The organism is Pedobacter sp. Bi27 (genome assembly GCF_918698255.1).
GTDB lineage: Bacteria > Bacteroidota > Bacteroidia > Sphingobacteriales > Sphingobacteriaceae > Pedobacter.
This window is the reverse complement of record NZ_CAKKMW010000005.1, coordinates 1-21,668: the sequence shown is the minus strand read 5'-3', so window position 1 is coordinate 21,668 and position 21,668 is coordinate 1. Positions and strand designations below refer to the sequence as shown.

Annotated in this window: 17 protein-coding genes; 4 read left to right on the top strand and 13 right to left on the bottom strand. The window is 37.5% G+C overall.

Annotated elements, in window-relative coordinates:
- The first annotated feature begins 273 nt into the window (after positions 1-273).
- The 3 genes from LQ227_RS17280 (at position 274) to LQ227_RS17270 (ending at position 3,816) form a co-directional block, all read left to right on the top strand.
- Complete coding sequence (locus LQ227_RS17280; RefSeq protein WP_230150125.1) at positions 274-2,730, top strand: TonB-dependent receptor; 2,457 nt, start codon at positions 274-276, stop codon at positions 2,728-2,730.
- A 302-nt stretch (positions 2,731-3,032) separates the two neighbouring features.
- Complete coding sequence (locus LQ227_RS17275; protein ID WP_230150123.1) at positions 3,033-3,473, top strand: PaaI family thioesterase; 441 nt, start codon at positions 3,033-3,035, stop codon at positions 3,471-3,473.
- A 100-nt stretch (positions 3,474-3,573) separates the two neighbouring features.
- Entirely contained in the window at positions 3,574-3,816 is a 243-nt protein-coding gene (locus LQ227_RS17270; RefSeq protein ID WP_029274704.1) for a hypothetical protein, read from the top strand.
- A 97-nt stretch (positions 3,817-3,913) separates the two neighbouring features.
- Here LQ227_RS17270 and LQ227_RS17265 read toward each other — a convergent pair whose 3' ends face one another.
- The 9 genes from LQ227_RS17265 to LQ227_RS17225 all read right to left on the bottom strand — a co-directional run bounded on the left by LQ227_RS17265 (position 3,914) and on the right by LQ227_RS17225 (position 17,539).
- A complete protein-coding gene (locus tag LQ227_RS17265) occupies positions 3,914-5,185 on the bottom strand; it encodes a nucleoside recognition domain-containing protein (RefSeq protein ID WP_230140412.1) in 1,272 nt (423 codons plus the stop codon).
- 284 nt (positions 5,186-5,469) lie between these two features.
- Entirely contained in the window at positions 5,470-8,328 is a 2,859-nt protein-coding gene (locus LQ227_RS17260) for a prolyl oligopeptidase family serine peptidase (RefSeq protein ID WP_230150120.1), read from the bottom strand.
- A 243-nt stretch (positions 8,329-8,571) separates the two neighbouring features.
- Positions 8,572-10,365, bottom strand: coding sequence for a membrane protein insertase YidC (yidC, locus tag LQ227_RS17255; RefSeq protein WP_230140416.1), 1,794 nt, complete (start codon positions 10,363-10,365; stop codon positions 8,572-8,574).
- 20 nt (positions 10,366-10,385) lie between these two features.
- A complete protein-coding gene (locus tag LQ227_RS17250) occupies positions 10,386-12,002 on the bottom strand; it encodes a CTP synthase (protein ID WP_029274708.1) in 1,617 nt (538 codons plus the stop codon).
- A 161-nt stretch (positions 12,003-12,163) separates the two neighbouring features.
- Positions 12,164-12,925, bottom strand: a complete 762-nt coding sequence (locus LQ227_RS17245) for a GLPGLI family protein (protein WP_230140417.1) — start codon at positions 12,923-12,925, stop codon at positions 12,164-12,166.
- Between the two features lie 6 nt (positions 12,926-12,931).
- Positions 12,932-15,709 carry an outer membrane beta-barrel protein gene (locus LQ227_RS17240; protein WP_230140419.1) on the bottom strand — a complete coding sequence of 926 codons (2,778 nt, stop codon included), beginning with the start codon at positions 15,707-15,709 and terminating at the stop codon, positions 12,932-12,934.
- Between the two features lie 226 nt (positions 15,710-15,935).
- Positions 15,936-16,412: a DinB family protein gene (locus LQ227_RS17235; protein ID WP_230150118.1), complete on the bottom strand. Its 477-nt coding sequence runs from the start codon at positions 16,410-16,412 to the stop codon at positions 15,936-15,938.
- Positions 16,413-16,442: 30 nt separating this feature from the next.
- Positions 16,443-16,985 (bottom strand): hypothetical protein, encoded by a 543-nt coding sequence (locus tag LQ227_RS17230; RefSeq protein WP_230140423.1) that lies wholly within the window; start codon positions 16,983-16,985, stop codon positions 16,443-16,445.
- 59 nt (positions 16,986-17,044) lie between these two features.
- A complete protein-coding gene (locus LQ227_RS17225; protein ID WP_230146614.1) occupies positions 17,045-17,539 on the bottom strand; it encodes a hypothetical protein in 495 nt (164 codons plus the stop codon).
- Between the two features lie 180 nt (positions 17,540-17,719).
- On the opposite strand from LQ227_RS17225, the gene LQ227_RS17220 reads away from it, so the two are divergent.
- Positions 17,720-18,673 carry a GNAT family N-acetyltransferase gene (locus tag LQ227_RS17220; RefSeq protein WP_230140428.1) on the top strand — a complete coding sequence of 318 codons (954 nt, stop codon included), beginning with the start codon at positions 17,720-17,722 and terminating at the stop codon, positions 18,671-18,673.
- A 66-nt stretch (positions 18,674-18,739) separates the two neighbouring features.
- On the opposite strand, the gene kdsB is transcribed toward LQ227_RS17220, so the two are convergent.
- From kdsB to trpS, 4 genes are all read right to left on the bottom strand, one after another.
- Positions 18,740-19,495, bottom strand: a complete 756-nt coding sequence (gene kdsB, locus LQ227_RS17215; RefSeq protein ID WP_230140430.1) for a 3-deoxy-manno-octulosonate cytidylyltransferase — start codon at positions 19,493-19,495, stop codon at positions 18,740-18,742.
- Position 19,496: 1 nt separating this feature from the next.
- Positions 19,497-19,697: a DUF5808 domain-containing protein gene (locus tag LQ227_RS17210; protein ID WP_230140431.1), complete on the bottom strand. Its 201-nt coding sequence runs from the start codon at positions 19,695-19,697 to the stop codon at positions 19,497-19,499.
- Between the two features lie 14 nt (positions 19,698-19,711).
- On the bottom strand, positions 19,712-20,326 hold the full coding sequence (locus LQ227_RS17205) for a deoxynucleoside kinase (protein WP_025144984.1): 615 nt from the start codon (positions 20,324-20,326) through the stop codon (positions 19,712-19,714).
- Between the two features lie 78 nt (positions 20,327-20,404).
- Entirely contained in the window at positions 20,405-21,403 is a 999-nt protein-coding gene (gene trpS / locus LQ227_RS17200; protein WP_230140433.1) for a tryptophan--tRNA ligase, read from the bottom strand.
- Positions 21,404-21,668: the final 265 nt, after the last annotated feature.

The following is a 21,668-nucleotide window of genomic DNA, read 5'->3' as shown; positions in this document are numbered from 1 at the left end:
GAAGGATGCTAACCAGGCCGATGGGCTAATAAATGGCGCTGGAAGAGATGTAGTAGGCGATGGAAAATGTAAGAGGAGAGATGTAAAATGGATGATGGATGTCTTGCTAACTATTATTCGGATTCGAAAGAAACTCAACGCTAAGCACTTTTATTTTTTGTTTAAATGCTTTGATTTTAAGGTTGTTAAATATTATCTAAATATTTAATTTGATATATTTAAATTAAAATTTAGATTTGTCTAAAATTATATTTAGATAAACCATTTCTGTTCATGAAACCATTCTTACTATACTGCTGCTGTTTTTTTATATCGCTAAATGCCATCGCGCAAAAAGTTATGGTTAAAGGCTTGGTCACCTCCCAAAATGAACCTGTAGAAAATATCACCATTAAAATTTTAGGATCTAAGGGCTCCACCAAATCAAATGTTTCCGGTACCTATCAATTAGGTGGTATTCCATCCGGAAATTATGACCTCATTTTTTCGGGCATAGGTTATCAGTCCAAAAGAATTAAAGTAACGTTAAAAGGAGATACTGCACTGGTTAACGCTGATCTGTTAAGCTTAGCATCTGATTTAGGCGATGTGGTAATTACCGGGGTTAACCGGGCCACACAGCTGCGTAAAAGCCCTGTACCTATTGCAGTCCTTTCGAAAAAATCAATGGATCAAAATGTGAATACTAACCTGATCGAAGCTATTGTTAAAGGCGTTCCTGGAATTACAGCTGTTACCACAGGGCCAAATGTTTCTAAACCTTTTATTAGGGGTTTGGGGTATAACCGTGTGTTAACTTTGTATGATGGTTTACGGCAGGAGGGACAGCAATGGGGCGATGAACATGGTATTGAGGTAGATGAATATGGTATTACCAGGGCCGAGGTTGTAAAAGGTCCGGCAAGTCTAACCTATGGTTCTGATGCCTTAGCAGGTGTAATTAATATGATTCCTCACAGCCCGAATTTTGAAGATGGTAAATTGAAAGGCGATTTTACCGCAAATTACCAAAGTAATAATGGGATGATCGGTTCGTCGCTCGGATTGGCCTACATTAAAAACGATTGGAAATATACGTTTAGGGCGACTGGGAAAACAGCACATAATTACCAAAACAAAATTGATGGATTGGTTTACGGAACAGCTTTTAGAGAATACAATCTATCTGCCAGTGCCAGGGTAGATAAAGCCTGGGGTTCTTCTAAAACTGCCGTTACCTATTACGATAATTTAATGGAAATTCCTGATGGTAGCAGAGATTCTTTATCACGACGATTTACCAGGCAGGTTTTGGATGACGGAGATGACATTAAAAACAGGCCTATTGTGCCTGAAAGTGATTTGAATACCTACTCCATTAATCCCTTACATCAGCACATTCAACATTACCGGTTTTATAACACCAGTCAGTTTAAATTTGGAACGAGTGATTTAAATTTATTGATCGGCGGACAACAAAGTGTAAGGAGAGAATATAATCACCCAACAATACCAAGTCAGGCCGGGCTTTATGTCGTGCTAAACACTTTTAATTATGATCTTAAATACAACCTGCCAGATTTTGCCGGTATCGAAAGTACCATTGGGGTAAATGGCATGTACCAGGGAAACAGGAGCAAGGCTGCTACCGATTTTCCCATTCCCGATTATGATCTTTTCGATATCGGTGCTTTTTATTTCGCAAAGAAATCGATGGGTAAAATTGATGTTTCCGGAGGAATCAGGATAGACAGAAGAAATATACACTGGAGTGATTTTTATGTAGGTACCGATGCACAAACAGGTTTTGGTAAACAGGTGAGCTCGACTGATGCCACTGGTAAATTGCAATTCCCTTCTTTTGATAAAAACTATTATGGCTTGTCAGGAAGTTTGGGGTTAACCTATAACATTTCTGAAAAACTGCTCATTAAAGCCAATGTTGCAAGGGGATACCGTGCGCCAAACATTACAGAAATCGGTTCTAATGGATTAGATCCCGGTGCGCACATTGTGTATTTGGGCAACAGGACTTTTAAGCCAGAGTTTAACCTTCAGGAAGATATTGGCATTATTGCTTACTTAAAAGATGCTGAAATAAGTATGGAATTGTTTAATAACAATATTCAGAACTACATTTATCAATCGCGCTTAACCGATGCCAATGGGAATCCAGTGGTTATAGTTCCTGGAAACCTAACTTATCAGTATCAGCAGTCGAAAGCAAGATTATATGGTGCAGAAATTTCGGTAAATCTACATCCTTCAGCGATGAAATGGTTAAGTTTTAACAATAGTTTGGCTTACGTGGTTGGGTTGAACCAGAATCAGGAACTATTAGATAAACATGGTAGGGAAGCTAAATACCTGCCCTTTATTCCGCCATTGCAGGTGAGAACAGAGATCAAGGCGACCGCTCAAAAGGCTATAGGCATTTTTGATAAGCCTTATATTAAAATTGATGCTGCTTTTTTCGCTGATCAGGATAAATTTTATGCTTTAGATAATACCGAAACCTTTACGCCAGGTTATACCTTAATCAACGGAGGAATAGGATCAACACTGAAAACTAATAAAGGAAGGATCTTATGCGATGTTTTTCTTCAGGCAGATAATATTTTCAATGTCGCATACCAGTCAAATTTAAATAGATTAAAATATTTCGAATATTATAACCCTTCGCCAAATGGCAGATCGGGAATTTACAATATGGGCAGGAACTTAAGTTTTAAAGTTATTATTCCGATTTAAGTATGGGAAACGGTTGATGGATCATGGTGGTAGTTAATAGCTACAGCCAATAAAATGTCTGCTCATGGAAATAGGAATTATCGTTATGAACTATTGACCAAGGAACCATGGGCTTCCGAAAGAACTATATCAAGGTTATATAACCATGTTTTAGGGTTAAATGTTTCGTTTAGGAAATGGGAGATATTTATATCTTCCATTTTCTTTTGCCATTAAACCTTTTTTCTACCAAGCCTTCCACCTTACGAACTACGGACTATTGACCATGGACTAATAAACTATTTTACCTATTTTTACCCTATATGGAACCCTCTTTAAGCGAACAGCGTTTAACATTTTTAAGGCAGTCAATTGGCAAGGTGATTACCAATTCGCCATCTAACTTCATGAACTGGCTGGCTCCTGTTTTGGTTAAAGCAGAGTATGGGGCATTGGTGTGCCAGTATACCATCCGTAAAGAAATGACCAATCCTTACCTAATTTTGCATGGTGGTGTAACAGCAGGCATTATTGATGATTTAATTGGTGCAACTGTTTTTACAATGGGACTGAACGAACGTTATACCACCGTAAATAACTATATCGATTATTTTGCTCCTGCAAGCGAAGGAGATGAAGTGATCGCCGAAACCTCAATAGTGAAAAAGGGGCGCACGATATTAAATCTGCAATGCGAGATATTTTTACCTTCAAAAAAGCGTTTAATAGCAAAAGGCTACTCGAATATGTTAAACATAGGTTAAGCCTTTCCTGAGAGTTTAAGAATTAATTATTAATTCCTTTAAATTAACGAAACATTCTCGTTTATAATTTGTTGTAAATTAACCAAAAATATAATGAGCCATGTTAGAAAATTATTCCACCCTGCAATTCATTGTTAGAGGCAAAATTTTTAAGGGATTTTGCATGCGTATTCAAGATGATTTTCATGAAACTTATGCCGTCGTTTTAGATGGGTATCATTCTTTTTGTATCTGGCTGGATAACAAAACGGAAAAATGGTGTGCTTCGAAAAACGTAGCGATTGATCCTGATGCTATTGATGAAATCATTAACAGGATATCTATCCCACAACAATCTTGCTAATTTATGTTTCCTCAGATAGCTGTAGATTAATATTTTTTGCTTTTTAACTGCACGCCCAGTTCTGTAAAATTTGTTCCCTTCTATCTGTAGTTAAAAACTACGCAAAAAACATATAACTAAGCGCTATGGCTGTACAAACCCCAACTAAATCAGCCAATAACATTGAACCGATGGCATAACGCGTATTTTTTATTCCAACAGAACCAAAGTAAACCGCTACTACATAAAAAGTAGTATCAGAAGCGCCCTGAAAAACACCCGATAATTTACTGGCAAATGAATCTGGTCCGCTGGAAATCATAGTGCTTACCATCATTCCCCGGGCAGCACCACCACTTAAAGGCCTGATCAAAGCTGTGGGCAGCGCATCAACAAATTTGGTGTCGGCTCCAAAAAACACAAACATGTTTTTAATCCCGCTCATGATTACATCAAAAGTTCCACTGGTTCTGAGCATGCTTACCGCGACTAAAATTCCCACTAAATAAGGAATAATTTTCAGCGCAGTTTCAAATCCGCCTTTGGCGCCATCAATAAAAGCATCAAAAACATCAATTTTTTTATATAGTGCACCCAATACAATCAATAAAAAAATCAATAAAATTATTCCACCGCTTAATAAGCCTGAAAATGATTTTATGCTTTCTGCATTTAACTTGCTTACATACCAAACCAGTAAGCCAACCACTGCCGAGATACTTAATACCCAGGTAATGATAACGGGTTGAAGTAGGTTTATCTTTTGTTTAAAGGATACAATGAGCATGGCGGCCATGGTACCAACAAAAGTTACAATCAAACATGGGATGAAAATATCGGTAGGGTCCTGTGCATTTTGAGTTGACCTAATGGCAATTACACTAACGGGAATTAAACATAAACCTGCGGCATGCAAGCATAAAAACATAATCTGCGAATTGCTGGCAACATCCTTATTTGGATTAAGCTCCTGCAAACTTTCCATTGCCTTTATACCAAATGGAGTGGCTGCATTATCTAAACCTAATAAATTGGCCGAGAAATTCATGATCATGTGCCCCATAGACGGGTGTCCTTTTGGGATTTCGGGAAAGAGTTTCGAAAAAAAAGGACCAATAATTCTGGAAAGTAAACGGATACCGCCTGCTTTTTCGGCAATGCTCATTAGCCCCATAAATAAAGCCAGTGTTCCAATTAATTTAATGCAAAGGTCAACTGCAATCCAGCAGGTTTCGATAATGCCATCTAATTTTAAAGGGTTTAAGGGATCGGAAGATTTACCGATTACCATCCAGTTAAAAATATCGCTATCTCCGAAAAAGAAACATTTAATACTTGCTACTACAATAGCCACGATAATAAATGCTGACCAAATTCTGCTTAATGCCATTGGGGGTGTTTAGTTTTGTTTTGAATGGGTTAAAATACCGCTTTTAAACGAAAGTTCATAGAAGAGAGTTTGGAGTAGGGAGTTCGGAGTTTAGAGTTCATGGCGATCACGCTATTTATGGTCGAATAATAGCAATGAATTTATAGTATTTATCCAATGAAAAATCCATGATACAAAGCTTTTGATATTGCTTGTATCATGGATTTAGATTCTTAGCTGTTAGCATTGAATGTCGTTTTCTGAATTAAGCACGCTAAACGCCCAACGCTAAACGCCAAACTCAGCTAAGGTTTATCATCTGTTAGTTCAAAACCCCAGCTCTTTCCTTTTTCAGTTGCAGGTACTCCGCTTGTCATCCAGGCTGGTGCTTTCGCACCTTTTAAATAATAATCGAAAAACTGTTGCTCACGGATTTGAATATCCTTACGGTTCTGGCGTTGAACCAGGTTATGCGCTTCACCATTATAGTTTAACATCCAAACTGGTTTACCTAAACGGCGCAGACCGGTAAACATTTCGATACCCTGATACCAAGGCACCGCTCCATCTGCATCATTAGCCATTACCACAACAGGGGTATTTACTTTCGGGAACATAAATAGTGGTGAGTTCTCGATGTATAATTCTGGTTTTTCCCAAAGTGTTGCACCAATACGGCTCTGTGTTTTTTCGTATTGAAACTGACGGTTCATACCAGTTTCCCAACGGATACCACCATAAGCAGAAGTCATGTTGACTACAGGTGCACCGGCCCAAGCGGCAGCATACATGTTATTCTGTGTAATGAGATAGGCTACTTGATAACCACCCCAGCTTTGACCCTGGATGCCGATTTTACTGCCATCTACCCAGCTATTTTTCTTCAGGCTTTCTACTCCAGAGTTGATGAATTCAACTGCAGATTTACCTGGGTGACCAGTTTCATAGCTAATATCTGGCGCAAAAACCAGGTATCCGTTACTCACGAAATAAGAAATATTTAATCGAGATGGAGTAGGTGCGGGCGCTTGATAAGTGTATAAACCATCCGTTAGTTTTTCGTAGAAATACGCAATCATCGGATATTTTTTATTTGGATCGAAATTTTCCGGTTTGTACAGTATACCTTCAGCTTTATAGCCTTTCGGCGTGGTCCACTTAACCAGCTCAGCCGTGCCCCAATTGTAGTTTTTTTGTTGAGGGTTGGTATTGCTTAATTTGGTTTCAGTTTTGAAATCGGTAGTGATATAAACATTTGGCGATTCTACATAATTGGCTTTATCGTAAATGTAAACATCAGCATCTTTAGCTTTTAGCAGGTTTGAATATTTAAACTTAGCCATTACTACCAATTCTGGCGCCTTAGCCGAACCTACGTTGGTACGGTAAAACCCGTTTTCTTTAGTTAAATTGTTAAAACCATCTAACCAAACGGTTTCGTTCACTTTTACAAATTTGCTATCTGCATTGCGCTCAAACCTGTTATCCTGTTGTACTCTTTCGTAACGGAAGGTAATATTGTTTGCTCTTCCAAAACCGGCAGTAATATTTTTTGGTGCCGATTTTCCATCTGGTGAGAACGACCAGATATCGTATTTATCGTAAATTAAAACAGCTCTATCACCTTCGGTCCATGTTGCTAAACCGTAAGGGGAAGGTAAATCCGGTACATCGTTTTCCTCATCAACAAATTTTTCGCTCAGTCCAGCTGTTAATACGCTTACTTTTCCGGTGGTTACACTATAAGTATTCCAGCTACCTGCTTTTCTATCAAAATATAAAACATAGTTTCCGCCAGGAGAAGCCATTGCATAACCGCTTAAATTATCAATGATTTTCTTTTTCTGGCCATTTTTAGTATCAACCAGATAGTAATCTTTTGAGGTAGAACCGCTCCATTGCGATTCGATCCTGCGGCCATAGTCTGTAGATGCTAAAACCAGATTCGCATCACCTTCAGCAATCAGATTGGCGTCAGGCAATTTTAAATCCGCTAATGGAATAACTTTTGGATCACTGCTATAAACGTCAATCACCGATAAATAACTTTTTTTACTGTCTCTATCTGCGTTTTTAAGCTGCATAGGCTGCAAGTAATCGTCTTTGTAATTCCAAACATCAACTTTAGCCACCTCGAAATCTACAATAGTAGTGTCTTTTGGTTTTTTGATAGGAGAGATGCCGAAAAATAATTTCTTGCCATCTTTACTAAAGGTTATTTTACCATCGCCATTAACCGACCATTTTGCAGGTAGTCCTGGCATATCAAAATCAACCAGTATCTGCGCAGTATCTAGTGTTAAAGAGTTGTAATAAATGTTGTAATTTTTTATTTCCTGTTTCTCCGGACTTTGCTCGCCCACAAAAGCCACATGTTCGCTTTCCTCATCAAAAGTGAAGTTTTTGAAACTTCCTTTACCTTTAATCAGGCTTTTTAATGTGCCTTTTTCTGTATTTAACAAGAATACACCTTGTGGGGCCGTTTTGTCCTTTTTAGACCCGCTGCAGGCAAAAACCAACTGTTTGCCATCTTTACTGAAATAATAATCGGTAACGAATTTATAAGTTTTATCTGTGCCCGTTAAAAGGTTTTTTACCACTAAATCGGTTCCTTCGTCGGTCTTACCTTTTCCGGCAGGTTCATCATCTGCAAAATCCATTTCACCATCTTTTTTCTCAGCTGGTTTTACCGTTTTCTTTGCTGTATCTGGCTTTTCAGTTAGATAGGCCATTACGCCTGCGCCTTCTTCAGGGAATTTGAAAGATTTTACCCTTGCCACTTTTGTAACGGCACTGGTGCTGAGGTTAACAATGCCCAACGAGTCTTTTGGTAATTCATCTGGCTTTTTCTTTTTAATTTTAGCCTGACGTAAATCCTTATTTAAGGGACGGATATTAAAAGCAGCAAACTTAGAATCATTACTAAACTGTGCGTTCATCCCCCTTGGTATATTAATCTTCGCATTCGTTTTAATATTGGTAAGGTACAATTGTGCATCACCTTCTTGCTGTAAGATGCTGTACATGGCCCATTGACCATTATTTGACAATTGCTTTGTTCCTACTGATTCCCAGGTATCATATACCGAATGATCTAAAGGTTTTTTTTGTGCGTAGGCAAAGCTGACAACGAAAAACAGAATAATAGTTAGTCTCTTTTGCATTTTAAAAGTTAATTAATTTGTTGGTTGAGATTTAATCTTCTAAAATTGGAATTTTTTAGCTTATTAGGAAACTTGTATGCCAAATATTACAATTAAAAGCATTTAGTTGGAAAGTCAGAGGTTACAGAGCACAGGAAGTTTTGGCTGTGTTGGCTAAACGCCATACGCTTATCGCTGAGCCTAAAACAAAAATCCCCGATCACTTTGAAGTAACCGGGGATGTCGTAAAATTTTAAAGTAAGATTACTTTTTAGCTTGTTGTTGCTGACGCATATAATCATCTAAACGTTGTTGGAATTTAGATTTTTTCTTTTTCTCGTCAGCTGGTCTGGCTTTATTTTGCTGAATTAAAGCGTGGATTTTATCATCATCAACCATTTTACGGATTAAGAACTGCTGTCCGAAAGTCATTAAGTTGGCCAAGAAATAATAATAGTTTAATCCGGCAGGATAGCTGTTCAATACACCTAAGAAAATAACCGGCATAATGTAACCGATGTACTTCATTTGGCCTGTAGCACCAGAAACCTGGTTGTTAAAGTAAGTCATAATTAATGTAGAGATCGTCATCAATACACACATTAAACTTAAGTGATCGCCAATGAAAGGGATTTTTACGCCAAATTTGATAAACTCGTCATAAGTAGATAAATCTTTCATCCAAAGGAAACTCTCACCACGTAACTCAAATAAGTTAGGGAAGAAGAAGAAGAAGGCCATTACCAAAGGCAACTGTAATACCATTGGTAAGCATCCACCCAGCGGGTTTACCCCTGCTTTCTTATATAATTTTAAATATTCCTGCTGAACCAATGTTGGATTGTCTTCACCTACTTTAGCTTTTATCTCATCCATCTCTGGTTTCAATACCCTCATTTTAGCCATTGATAGGTACGACTTGTAAGTAAGTGGTGATAAAGCAACTTTTAGTAAAATGGTTAATACCAAAATAATTAATCCGTAGTTCCAGCCAAAGCTGTTCAAGAAGTTAAATACAGGCAATACAATAAAACGGTTAATGTATTTTAAAGGCCAGTAACCCATATCAACCTGTTGCTCTAAATCGTACCCCTGAGCTTTTAAGGCAGCGAATTTATTGGTTCCGAAATAGAATTCCATTTCATAAACCTGACTGGCCGTATGTGCATATGGCAATTGCATATTGGCATCATAAAACTTAACCTGGCCAGGAGCTGTTGGAATTTTAACTTCTAAACTTCCTTTTTCGAACGCTTGTTTCGAGATTAAAGAAGCTGAGAAAAAGTGTTGCTTGAATGAGAACCATTGGATTTTACCTTTCGATAACTCTTCTTTCTCATCTTTAGAAACACTTAGGTGATCTACATCGCCATCTAAATACTTGTAATAAGGGGCAGAATAACGGTGCTCACTTTCGATCGATTTTTCTTGCTGTAATAAAGTAGTCTGCCAGTTTAAGCCAATATTATTGCCTGCAATTACTTGCTGTAAGCCAACTAAATTGATGTTGAAAGCTACTTTGTTACTTGACGCTTTTAAATCGTATACATATTCTACATATGCGTTTGCACCATAATTGGCACGCATGGTAACTGTATTTCCGGTTTTTGTCGGGGTAAAGTATAAATTATTGGTATTAATTACCTTGCCAGCAGCATTCAGGTTTAAACCAAATTTGTTCTGGTTACCATCAAATAAAATCAGTGGTTTTCCGGTAAAGGTTTTCTGATTCTTAACTTCAACAGAGGTAATTTTACCGCCTTTATTGCTTAAAGTGATTAGTAATTTCTCGTTTTCTAGAACAGTATTGGCTTCGGTACCAGTAATTGCGGTACCAAAAGGGCCTTTTAGGGCTAAAGAATCTACAGATGGGTTAGCAATCGCAGCAGTTTTAGTGGTATCTTTTTGTACTGGTGTAACGCCAGCTTTTTTTGCCAATTCTATACTGTCTCTTTCTTTGGCTTTTTTAATTTCCACCTCGTTCGGCTTCAAAAAGTAGAATGATCCTGCCAAAATGATCATAATCAGGAACAGTCCTGTAAAGGTATTTCTATCCATTATTTATGTATGTACTGCTTTTAATTCGTTTTCTTTTTCGCAAACTCCATCGCAGCGGCGACAAATTTAACAAAAAGTGGGTGAGGATTAGCAACTGTTGATTTTAATTCTGGGTGAAACTGCCCACCAACGAAAAACGGATGATTTTTAAGCTCCACAATTTCAACTAAATTGGTTTGCGGATTCATACCTGATGCAATCATTCCTGCATCTTCATATTGCTTTAAATAAGCATTGTTAAATTCGTAACGGTGACGGTGGCGCTCATTGATGTGCGATTTGCCGTAAATAGAAAAAGCTTTTGTTCCCTTTTTAATATCACAAGGATAAGAGCCTAAACGCATTGTTCCACCTTTATTTGTTATTTTTTTCTGCTCTTCCATCATGTTAATTACCGGATTGGCAGCATTTTCCTCAATTTCTGTAGTATGTGCATCTTTCAAACCTAAAACATTACGTCCGAATTCGATAACCGCACATTGCATACCCAGGCAGATTCCGAAGAAAGGAATGTTATTCTCGCGAACATATTTTATGGCATCAATTTTACCTTCAATACCCCGGCTACCAAAACCTGGTGCAACTAAAACACCTTGTAAGTGACCTAATTTATCTTTTACATTATCAGGGAAGATACCTTCAGAGTGTATATATTCTACCTTAACCTTACACTCATTTTTCGAACCTGCGTGTACAAAAGATTCTATAATTGATTTATAAGCATCAGGTAATTCTACATACTTACCGATTAAGCCAATTTTAACCTCTGCCGTAGGATTTTTTAAACGGCCCAGGAAATCTTTCCAGCTTTCCATATCAGGGTCGCTTTTGGTCGGTAATTTTAATTTCGATAAAACAGTTTTATCCAATTGTTCTTTTAACATCAACAATGGCACATCATAAATAGTAGATGCATCCATCGATTCGACTACCGCATTGATGTTAACGTTACAAAATAAAGCAATTTTTTTTCTGATCTCAGGGCTAATGTGGTGCTCGGTTCTGCAAACTAATATATCTGGCTGTATTCCATATTCCAACAAAGCTTTAACCGAGTGTTGAGTCGGCTTGGTTTTTAACTCACCGGCAGCAGCTAAATAAGGTACCAGGGTTAAATGGATCACAATAGCATTGGTACTGCCTTCTTCCCATTTAAACTGACGAACAGCCTCAATAAATGGCAACGATTCGATATCACCCACAGTTCCACCAAGTTCTGTAATTATAATATCATATTCACCACTATCACCTAAAATACGCATGTTGCGTTTAATCTCATCAGTAATGTGGGGTACAACCTGAACTGTTTTGCCCAGATACTCACCTTTACGCTCTTTATTAATTACATTCTGGTAAATACGGCCGGTAGTAATGTTGTTTGCCTGTGATGTTGGAACGTTAAGGAAACGCTCATAATGACCAAGATCCAGATCGGTTTCAGCACCATCTTCGGTAACAAAGCATTCGCCATGTTCGTATGGATTTAAAGTTCCTGGATCGATATTAATGTACGGATCGAATTTTTGAATGGTTACACGGTAGCCACGTGCCTGTAAAAGTTTAGCTAAAGATGCGGAAATGATGCCCTTACCTAAAGAGGAAGTAACACCGCCCGTAACAAAAATATACTTTGTCATGATTGATAATTTGTGGAATTAACCAGGTGTTTTGGACCTGTTTAATTGTTTTTGTACGGGATACAAAGGTACAAAAAATTATCGCTCGATTAGATACTTGCCAGAATATTTTTTCTCCATATTATATCTCTGATAGTGACTGTTTTAGGTAAGGTGATCACCTAAAGTATCAGCGTGTAGAGTTCTTTTTTAATGTCTTCTATCTTTCTGGGGTTCTTTTTATCCTCATAACGGGTATAGAGGTCGATCATTTTTTTGAAATCTTTTTCGGTATCGGTTCTTTTGCCTTTTGCAGGAGGAACAATGTTAAAGATAGGAACGTTTTTAGCTTCAACCTTGGTGGCAAACCAGGTAGTATTATACCGGGGTATGGCCAGGCCTAATATCATTCCAGGTAAGCCTGTAAATCCTTCAGGGCCACCTTTTAACAAAATTTCTTCACTATAGAAAGCCACCACAGTAACCGAATCGTTTATTACTGCTATTGCTTTACGGCATTCGTAGCCTGCAATTTGGCGTACATCGTGCATGATTTTCCAGTTGAGATGGGGGATAGTGTCTTTTAAAATAAAATCTTCGCCGCCTATTGGTTTTCTGATTACTCTTGCTTTTTTGCTAAAGTCCGTATATAATTCATTCGTATTCTCACCAGCAATAAAGAAGAAATTATTGTCGTTCAAGGTCTCTTTCGGTTTAATCTTATAAATGGAGCTACTGTCGTTAAAGCTATAATCCCAATTGGAAGTCCTGTATTTGCTCATTTTATCCCTGGCATCGTCTGATATCCAGGTGTTTGATGCCAATTGCTGCTTTTGATTGATCTTTTTCTCGAAAGTTACTTTAGCGCTTTTGATGAAAACAGTTTGTGCACGCACTATTATAATGGCAAAAAACAAGATTACGGTTAGTCCTAAATTTTTCATCTTCAATTATTTTTTATCTTGTTTAACAAAGTTTCCGGTTAAATTATAGGTGATGCCAATTAACACGTACCTCGGAATAAAGCTATTGGTGTATTCGCTGATGTTATTGCCTCCAACGTAACGGTTATAGCCGATTTTTTCGGCCAGAATATCAGAAATGGATACTTTAAGCTCTAATTCTTGTGATTTGAGCATCTTTTTTGATAAATAGGCATTCCACAAGGCAATATTTATTGGTGTGCTAAATGAAGAATTTGCTGGTTGATACGATAATGATATCGATGTGTTAAATTCTGTATTGTATGGAAGTTCTATATTTCCAGAAATATCATGATTGTGGCTAAAGTTTTTACCATTATTTATCGAACCGATTGACGATCTGCTGTTTGAAAAAGTGACCGATGGATTATACTGAATTTGAACTTTATCACCATAATAGCTAAAACGAGGCCGTATATTAATGCTATTGTTCACATTTTCATTCAGTTTATTGTTTAAGATCGATACTGCGTTCGAGTGATTGAAACTGGCATTTAATCCCGTATTAAAGCCGATTTTGCTAAAACTTTTATTAAAGCTCGCACCCGCGTAAAAATTATTATTACCATTTAAATTGATATAACTGCTGACCGTTTTATTTACATCATCTACTGTTCTGGAGCTTACAACGGCATTCTTGGTAAAGCTATAGCCACCATACACATACGCGTACATCTGCGATTTTTGTTGATAGGTATTAAAATTAAAGCCAAAATTATTGTTGAAAGATGGTTTTAAATTTGGATTACCTCTTATTTCGTAAAGTGGATTGTTAATTTGTCTGATAGGTTGCAACTGATCTAAACTCGGCTGTCGGGTACTGCCATTGTAGTTTAGCGATACGCTGGTATTTTTGCCAAGTTTATAGTTAAAGTTGCTCTGTGGGGCCCAGTTTAAATAGTTTCGGTTAAATTTATTGTCTCGGTCCAGATCATTCAGCTCGAATGTAGTTTCGGTAGCCTCTGCACCACCAGATAGCGTGAACTTCTTTGACCTGTATTGCAACACAATTTTACCGATGTTCGAAAAATTATTGAAATCGAAATTGTTGCTCAGTGAATCGATTCGTTTATTATTTAATGACTTATCGAATACCAGTTTATGGCTATTTGATGTTACCGTTTTAAAGCTGTAGGCTGTTTGTAATGAAAATTGCTTGCCTAAAGGTTCGGTATATGATATTCTGGTACCAAGAGAGCTTTCACTTCCCGAATTATCGTTCAGAAAGTTCTGGTTAACAGTTCTATTGATTGTTCCATTCCCATCGTAGTATTTAGTCACACTTAAACTGGTGCCGAAACTGGTGCTGCTTTTGGTTTCAGGTTGTAAATCAATCGAGAGTGTTCTCCCTTTTTTTACAAACTTTTTGGAGTAGTTTATATTTCCGTTAAACAGGTCGTTGTCGCCATTGCTATCATTAGACTGATCACTATTATTTACAAATACCCCCGCGTCATTTTTAGTTTCGTTCTTGCTGATATACTGGCTGTTGTTTTTGCGTTTGCTACCTGCAAAGGATATTTTTAAGGTAGAAAGCGAATCTAATTTAATATCGACACTGCCTTTTAAGCTCTGTCCGGTGTTTCTGGTTTCGCTGTTTGAGCTGCTTTCGCTAAAGAAATTCGTCCCGTTGGGCAGTAACGACTGGTTTTTCGAAGTTGTTCTGTCCAATATGTTTCTGTCACTGCCTTTATAATTGAGTTTTAGGCCAACTTTGTTTTCGTTCCATTTGTTAGAAAAATGAGCCCCATATCCCGTTACATCAGGTAGTCCGTTTGATGGTGAAAAATCATCTTCGTCACGGCTACCACCATAACTGATCATGACCGTACTGCCGTCATCGCCAACTTCAATCACATCATAATCATTGCCTTTTAGCTTGCTCATGGCAGCACTTGCTTTCGAATCTTGATTGGTATTGGAATTAGAACCAAAAACCGCGGCCTTTAATTTGTTTTTATAAATGCCTGCCATGCCACCTATATTTTTATAATGCTTAAGATCGCTATTGGCATCCAAGGTGCTGAGGTATCCATTTTTGGCGTTTTCCTTGAGTTTGATGTTCATGACCTTCTCTTTGGCATCACCTTCTTTTATGCCAGATAATTCTTCCTCTTTAGTTTTTTTGTCGTAAACCTGAACTTCACTAACTGCGTTGGCTTTCAGGTATTTCTGGGCCAGAAGTGGGTCGTCGCCAAAAAATTCTTCGCCATCAACTAAAAGTGTATTTACATCTTTTCCACCAGCTTTTATGGCGCCATCTTTGTCAACCTCAATTCCAGGTAATCGTCTTAATAAATCCTGTAGATTGGCATGTGGTTTTACCGCAAAACTATCCGCCTGGTAGGTTATGGTATCGCCCTTCATACTAATGGCCTGCTTTTGGGCTTTAATTACCACTTCGTTTAAAAGCGTGGCTTTGCTATCCATCGCGATATTACCCAGGTTAAATTTTGATGAATCAGACAATTGGATGTCTCTTATATAATCGGCCATCCTCGGAAAAGTGACAACCAGGGTATAATTTCCTTTTTTTAAATTCGAAAACTCGAATTCACCGTTAACCTTGGTCCGTGCATCTTTAACTAAAATGGAATCTTTGCTTGATATTAGCAGGATAGAGCTGTTCTGTAATTTTTTTTTTTCAACGGTATCAACCACAACGCCTTTTATACTAGCATGTTGAGCGATGGAAGGAAGAAAAAATAATGAAAAAATGAGCGCTAATAGTAATGGTTTGAGCATGTATTTGATAAAGAAGCGTTAATAAATGGATTGTTTGGTTAAGCGCCTCAAAATACAACTATTTATTTAGTTATTATAAATAAAACTAAATATTTTTTAAAAAAAATATACCACTTGATTTACGGAGAATAATAGCCTTAAAGAAGAGGCTGAGAAGAAGGAAGTGCAAGTTATGCGTTTAATGAAGGCATTTTAGATTGATACGCTTCACCATCAATGATAACATTTATTTTGTTGCCGCTAAAATCAGTTTTTTGATCAGTACAATCTGTCCAAAATGGTAGTAACTGTGCTCAATCACACCTTCTATATTACGCAGATAAGTGCCATATTTTTCATTTACAAATACCTGATCTAATTTTTCTTCCGGCATTTGCGCTACTTCATCGGCGAAGACTGCCGAATTTGCCAAAAATTCTTCCACCAGTTTTTTCCAATCTCTTTGTGATTGTATTAGCGGTAGGTCGAAACTATATTGATCTTTAATTTCCAAAGGACCGCCTTCAAATACATTTAAAATGCCAACCAGGTAATAATTGATATGATAGGTTAAAGCTGCAATAGTATTTAAATCCGCTACCTGATATATAGCCTGTTGCCAGGTAATGTTCAATAATTGATCCTTATAATTGGTATTGGCAATCCAATACCCATTTAGAAAAACTTCCCTTAATCGGTTTGCAATTAATTCAGATCTTTTCATTTCTAAATTCCTGACATTGATTTATATCTATTAACAACAGTTATAATAAATCTTCACCTTCTGTTCTTTTTCGCTCCAGGCAATATAAATATTGTTCTCTTTTCCTAAACGATACTTAAAGCCATTTAATCCCGATTTCTTTAATTCCTCATAAAGAGCTTTATCAGGTGTGTAATTATCGGCTTTATCTTCGGGCATTACTGCAGGTTCGAGAAAATTGTCATCGCTAAAAAAATCATCTGCGATGGTTTTTAAGAAAATAATCTGGTCTTTTTCTTTTGAAAGATCAACATTTGGATCGGTACTGCCCAATAACTCAGTTCCTTTGATTCTGGTATTGTAAATTTCTTTTCCGTCGGCATTTTTGATTGTGAAATTCAATACCATTTCTTCGGGTTTTCTACCAGTAAGTTCGATCTTAAAAGTGTCCAAACGTTTTAAATCAGAAAAAGATTTGGCGAGGCGCTGGTTAACATTTTTAAACTCAATGGCATTGGTTTCCTTTTTGCTGTTCGAATTACAGGCAACTAGCGCTAACAGACAGATAGCAACGAAGAGCGGTATATTTCTCATATTCAAAACTACAAATTTTATGTTTTAGTTCATGTCCATATTTTATGATATCCCCTAATTTAAAAGGAATAGCCAATAGATAACCATAATTGAAAGTCGAAATAACCACCTCGGAGCCTATTATTTAGATTGTTTTGAACATGATAATAATCTCCGTAGCCTAGGCCTGTTAAACCCTCTAAAAGAAAATGTTTTCCCGGAATAAAGGATACGCCAAATGTTCCGCCGTAACGTAAAGAACCCGCACTAAAATCTTTGTTGCGGCCCCAGCTGAAAATGCCGGTTTCATCAACTGAGCGGTGCGAGACAACAGTTTTATCAAGGTTTCCGAAATAAACGCCATAAAAAGCATTGGCTTCTCTTTTTTTAATCGGGCGGATGTATTTCTTTGCACGAAGCAAGAAGCCTTCGTAATGGAGATAATCGAGGTAGCCCAGATTTTTAATTTCGCCAGAGGTGTAAGCGAGCTCCAAACCATAAAGGCCTGAAAAAGTCTTTTCTACGGCTATGGTAGGCCTTTTGGCTACTAAATTCAAAATGTTTGTCTTTATCATTAAACCGGGTTCATCTTGTGCAAAGCTGACATAGGCAGATAAAATGAATATAGATAGGAGCGCTTTCTTTTTCATATAAGGGCGAAAATACTAAAATATTAACCCCAAGCAATTAAAACTGTTGCAGACTACAATTTAGTTTTTATATTTGCGTAACTGATTACGTAATTAATTATTACTATGAATTTTTTCGAAGAAACTGGTAAAGTAGCTATAGGTAGCAGGTTAAGAATGCTAACCGATAAAGTAACCGAAGACGCAGCGCAGATTTATAAGTTGTATAATATTGATATGCAACCTAAGTGGTTTCCTGTGTTTTATGCTTTGGCACAAGACAAGGAAAAAACGATCACCGAACTGGCTAAAGCTATTGGCCATTCTCATCCATCGGTAAGCAAAATTATCAGTGAGATGCTGAAAAAAGGTTATGTTAAAGAAAGTAAAGATAAAACCGACGGACGTAGAAATGTGGTAAGCCTTTCTAAAAAAGGAGTGGAGATTTCAGAAGAAATAAAAGATCAGCTAATTGACGTAAACGCCGCTATTGAAGATATTTCGGCACAGACGCAAAATAAACTTTGGGAGGCAATAGGTGAATGGGAGTTTTTATTGGAGCAAAAGGCTTTATTGAGAAGGGTAGTGGAAAAGAAAAAAGAAAGAGATAGTTTAAAGGTTGAGATTGTAGATTACCAGCCCAAATATCAGGAAATATTCAGGTCGCTAAATGTAGAGTGGATTTCACATTATTTTACCATGGAAGAATCTGATTATAAAGCTTTGGATAATCCGCAGGGTTATATTTTAGATAAAGGAGGTTTTATATTGGTTGCTCTATATGAAGGTGAGCCTTTGGGTGTTTGTGCGCTAATTAAGATGAACGATGGCGAATATGATTTTGAACTGGCCAAAATGGCGGTATCGCCAAAAGCACAAGGAAAAAATGTAGGCTTTCTATTGGCAAATGCGATTATTGATAAGGCAAAATCGTTTGGCGCATCTAAAATTTATTTGGAGAGCAATACCATTTTAAAACCAGCCATAAACCTTTACCATAAACTAGGTTTCCAAAAAGTGGCAGGTAAGCCCACGCCTTACACGCGATGTAATATTCAGATGGAACTGGTGATTAGGTAGGTTAGGGAGAGTTTAGGGAGTACGCTAACCTCTAAACCCTAAACTTATAACCAATGTTTAAAGAATTTACTCTAGTTTCAAAGCCTTAAGTAATTTATTCAGTTTTAATAAGTCTTCTGGTGTATCTATTGCAACCGTTTCTAAGTCAGTTACTTTTGTTTGGATATAAAACCCATTTTCGATCCAGCGAAGTTGTTCTAAGCTTTCGGCAATTTCTAAAGAAGATGGTGGTAATTTGGTAATGGCTTTTAACGATTCTGTGCGGTAACCGTAAATTCCGATGTGCTTGTAAAACTGATGTTTTTCTGCCCATACACCTGGTTCACCATTTCTGATAAAAGGAATTGGGCTACGGCTAAAATACATGGCGCGACCGTTTACATCGATCACTACTTTAGGACTATTGGGATTGTATACACTTTCCTGACTCTGAATCGACTTGATTAATGTTGCTAACTGTACTTTTTCTTCAGTAAAGCAGCTTGCCAGTAATTCAATCTGTGCAGGTTCGATAAAAGGTTCATCGCCCTGGATGTTGATCACAATATCGTATCCAGGTAAAGTTTCAATCACCTCAGCGCATCTATCGGTTCCGCTTTGGTGATGAGTTGAGGTAAAGATAAACTCTCCACCAAACCGTTTTACTTCATCGGCAATCCGTACATCATCTGTGGCAATTACTACTTTCGATAGGCTTTCGGCTTTCGATGCTTGCTCGTAAACCCTTTGGATCATGGTTTTTCCGGCAATATCTACCAGAGGCTTTCCCGGAAAACGGGTAGAGGCATATCGTGCAGGAATAATTCCGATAATTTTAGACATACTATTTATGTAAAGTTCTTAATAAGATAACCGCACCAATAATAACCGCCATAACTACATAAGAAATTGGATGAGCAAAGTTAAATGTCCAGCCCAAAATTTTATTGCGCTTCGGAACCAAAACCCTGGAATCTGATTTATTGAAATAAATAATTCCCCATTTCCAGTTTAATGGATTTTCGTGCTGAAAATCTTTGCCCACCTTATTCGTTCAGATTAAAATAAACCGTTAATCTCGGCCTCAATAGATTGGATTACCGTCCCTAAATCTTCTGGATTATTAGTGAAATCTAATTTATCCTTGTCCAAAATCAATAATTTTCCCAGGTTATAACCCTTAATCCAGGCTTCATATTTTTCGTTCAGCTTAGACAGGTAATCGATACGGATGCCTGCTTCGTACTCACGGCCACGACGCTGGATATTATTAACCAATGTAGGTACCGATGCACGCAGGTAAACCAGTAAATCTGGTGGTTTAATAAAAGAGGTAATGTTATCAAAAATAGCCCTGTAATTATCATGATCTCGGGTGGTCATTAATGCCATATCATGCAGGTTTTCTGCAAAAATATGTGCGTCCTCGTAAATGGTTCTATCTTGGATTACGTTGCGTTTATTTACTTCAATGTCGGTAATTTGCTGAAAACGACTATTTAGGAAATAAATCTGAAGATTAAAGCTCCAGCGTTTCATGTCGCTGTAAAAATCTTCCAGATAAGGGTTATTGTCCACAGCCTCGTATAAAGCTTCCCATCCATAATTCTTGGCTAATAAACCTGTTAAGGTAGTTTTACCGGCACCTATATTTCCTACAATTGCTATGTGCATATTTTCTTGCGTTTTGCGGTGAGCGTTTTGCGTAAGGCGATTTTAGCGCCAACCGCCATCCGCTTACCGCAATATTAATTAAAAACTTTTAAACCCGATTAAACTGCGAACCTCTCTGATGGTTTTTTGCGCGCTTTCGCGGGCCTTCAATGCACCATGTTTAGCCACTTGCCTTAAATATGAATCATTTTTGGCAATATCCAAAATACGCTCACGCATAGGTGCAGTCGTAATAATCATATCTTCTGCCAACTGTTTTTTGAAATCGCCATAACGGATCTGCATTTTGCTATATAACTCTTCAAAATGTGCAAGTGTATCCGCACTCGAAACCACTTTCATTAAATCAAAAAGATTCTGGATAGGCTCAGGTTTTGGTTGGTTTTCTTCCGTTGGGCCACCGTCACTAACTGCTCTCATTACTTTTTTACGGATAGTTTCAGGGTCATCAGATAGGTAAACTGCATTGGCTTCGCCTTCTGATTTACCCATTTTACCTTTACCATCTAAACCAGGTACTTTAACCAGCTTGTCAGTGTAGCTAAAAGCGTAAGGTTCAGGAAAATATTCTGTATTGTATAACCTGTTGAAGCGGTTTCCGAAAGTACGGGCCATTTCCAAATGTTGCTCCTGATCTTTTCCAACAGGTACTTTAGTCGCTTTGTGGATTAAAATATCGGCGGCCATTAATACGGGATAGGTTAATAAACCTGCATTTACGTTATCTGGGTTGGCACGTACTTTATCTTTAAAAGATGTACTACGCTCCAATTCACCCATATAAGCGTTCATATTTAAGTATAGATAAAGCTCCGCAATTTCCGGAACATCACTTTGTATATAAATGGTACTATTTTCTGGATCAATTCCACTAGCCAGATATTCAACCAAAACATGTTTAATATTTCCATGTAAATCGGCTGGAGTAGGATGTGTAGTTAAAGAGTGTAAATCGGCGATAAAAAAGTAGCAATTGTAGTCGTTCTGCATTTGAACGAAGTTTTTAACTGCACCATAATAATTACCCAAATGTAATTTTCCTGTTGAGCGGATACCGCTCACCACTGTTTCTTTCATAATGGCACGAAATTAAAAATAAAATACAAGCAAATCATAAATCGCTTCAATTTTAATGGTAAGATTTTAAAACATTCGTCATCTCGACCGGAGTGCAACGTAGCGGAGAGATCTTTTCCTCGTGCTTAGTCTCGCAACTGTAAGGGTTTAGTAATTCGGTAACAGAATTAGCTTTGTATTAGCTAATGATTGATTTATGCGAATAAACACGAATGATCTTACCTTAAAGCGTAATTACCTGAACAAATACCGTTTCCTGATCACA

Excerpts from the sequence above, each read along its gene's own strand:
- yidC (WP_230140416.1), bottom strand. The coding sequence starts at position 10,365 with ATGGATAGAAATACCTTTACAGGACTGTTCCTGATTATGATCATTTTG.
- LQ227_RS17245 (WP_230140417.1), bottom strand. The coding sequence starts at position 12,925 with ATGAAAAATTTAGGACTAACCGTAATCTTGTTTTTTGCCATTATAATA.
- trpS (WP_230140433.1), bottom strand. The coding sequence starts at position 21,403 with ATGAAAGAAACAGTGGTGAGCGGTATCCGCTCAACAGGAAAATTACAT.
- LQ227_RS17250 (WP_029274708.1), bottom strand. The coding sequence starts at position 12,002 with ATGACAAAGTATATTTTTGTTACGGGCGGTGTTACTTCCTCTTTAGGT.
- LQ227_RS17275 (WP_230150123.1), top strand. The coding sequence starts at position 3,033 with ATGGAACCCTCTTTAAGCGAACAGCGTTTAACATTTTTAAGGCAGTCA.
- LQ227_RS17230 (WP_230140423.1), bottom strand. The coding sequence starts at position 16,985 with ATGAGAAATATACCGCTCTTCGTTGCTATCTGTCTGTTAGCGCTAGTT.
- LQ227_RS17270 (WP_029274704.1), top strand. The coding sequence starts at position 3,574 with ATGTTAGAAAATTATTCCACCCTGCAATTCATTGTTAGAGGCAAAATT.
- LQ227_RS17265 (WP_230140412.1), bottom strand. The coding sequence starts at position 5,185 with ATGGCATTAAGCAGAATTTGGTCAGCATTTATTATCGTGGCTATTGTA.
- kdsB (WP_230140430.1), bottom strand. The coding sequence starts at position 19,495 with ATGTCTAAAATTATCGGAATTATTCCTGCACGATATGCCTCTACCCGT.
- LQ227_RS17260 (WP_230150120.1), bottom strand. The coding sequence starts at position 8,328 with ATGCAAAAGAGACTAACTATTATTCTGTTTTTCGTTGTCAGCTTTGCC.
- LQ227_RS17220 (WP_230140428.1), top strand. The coding sequence starts at position 17,720 with ATGAATTTTTTCGAAGAAACTGGTAAAGTAGCTATAGGTAGCAGGTTA.
- LQ227_RS17240 (WP_230140419.1), bottom strand. The coding sequence starts at position 15,709 with ATGCTCAAACCATTACTATTAGCGCTCATTTTTTCATTATTTTTTCTT.
- LQ227_RS17235 (WP_230150118.1), bottom strand. The coding sequence starts at position 16,412 with ATGAAAAGATCTGAATTAATTGCAAACCGATTAAGGGAAGTTTTTCTA.
- LQ227_RS17205 (WP_025144984.1), bottom strand. The coding sequence starts at position 20,326 with ATGCACATAGCAATTGTAGGAAATATAGGTGCCGGTAAAACTACCTTA.
- LQ227_RS17280 (WP_230150125.1), top strand. The coding sequence starts at position 274 with ATGAAACCATTCTTACTATACTGCTGCTGTTTTTTTATATCGCTAAAT.
- LQ227_RS17225 (WP_230146614.1), bottom strand. The coding sequence starts at position 17,539 with ATGATAAAGACAAACATTTTGAATTTAGTAGCCAAAAGGCCTACCATA.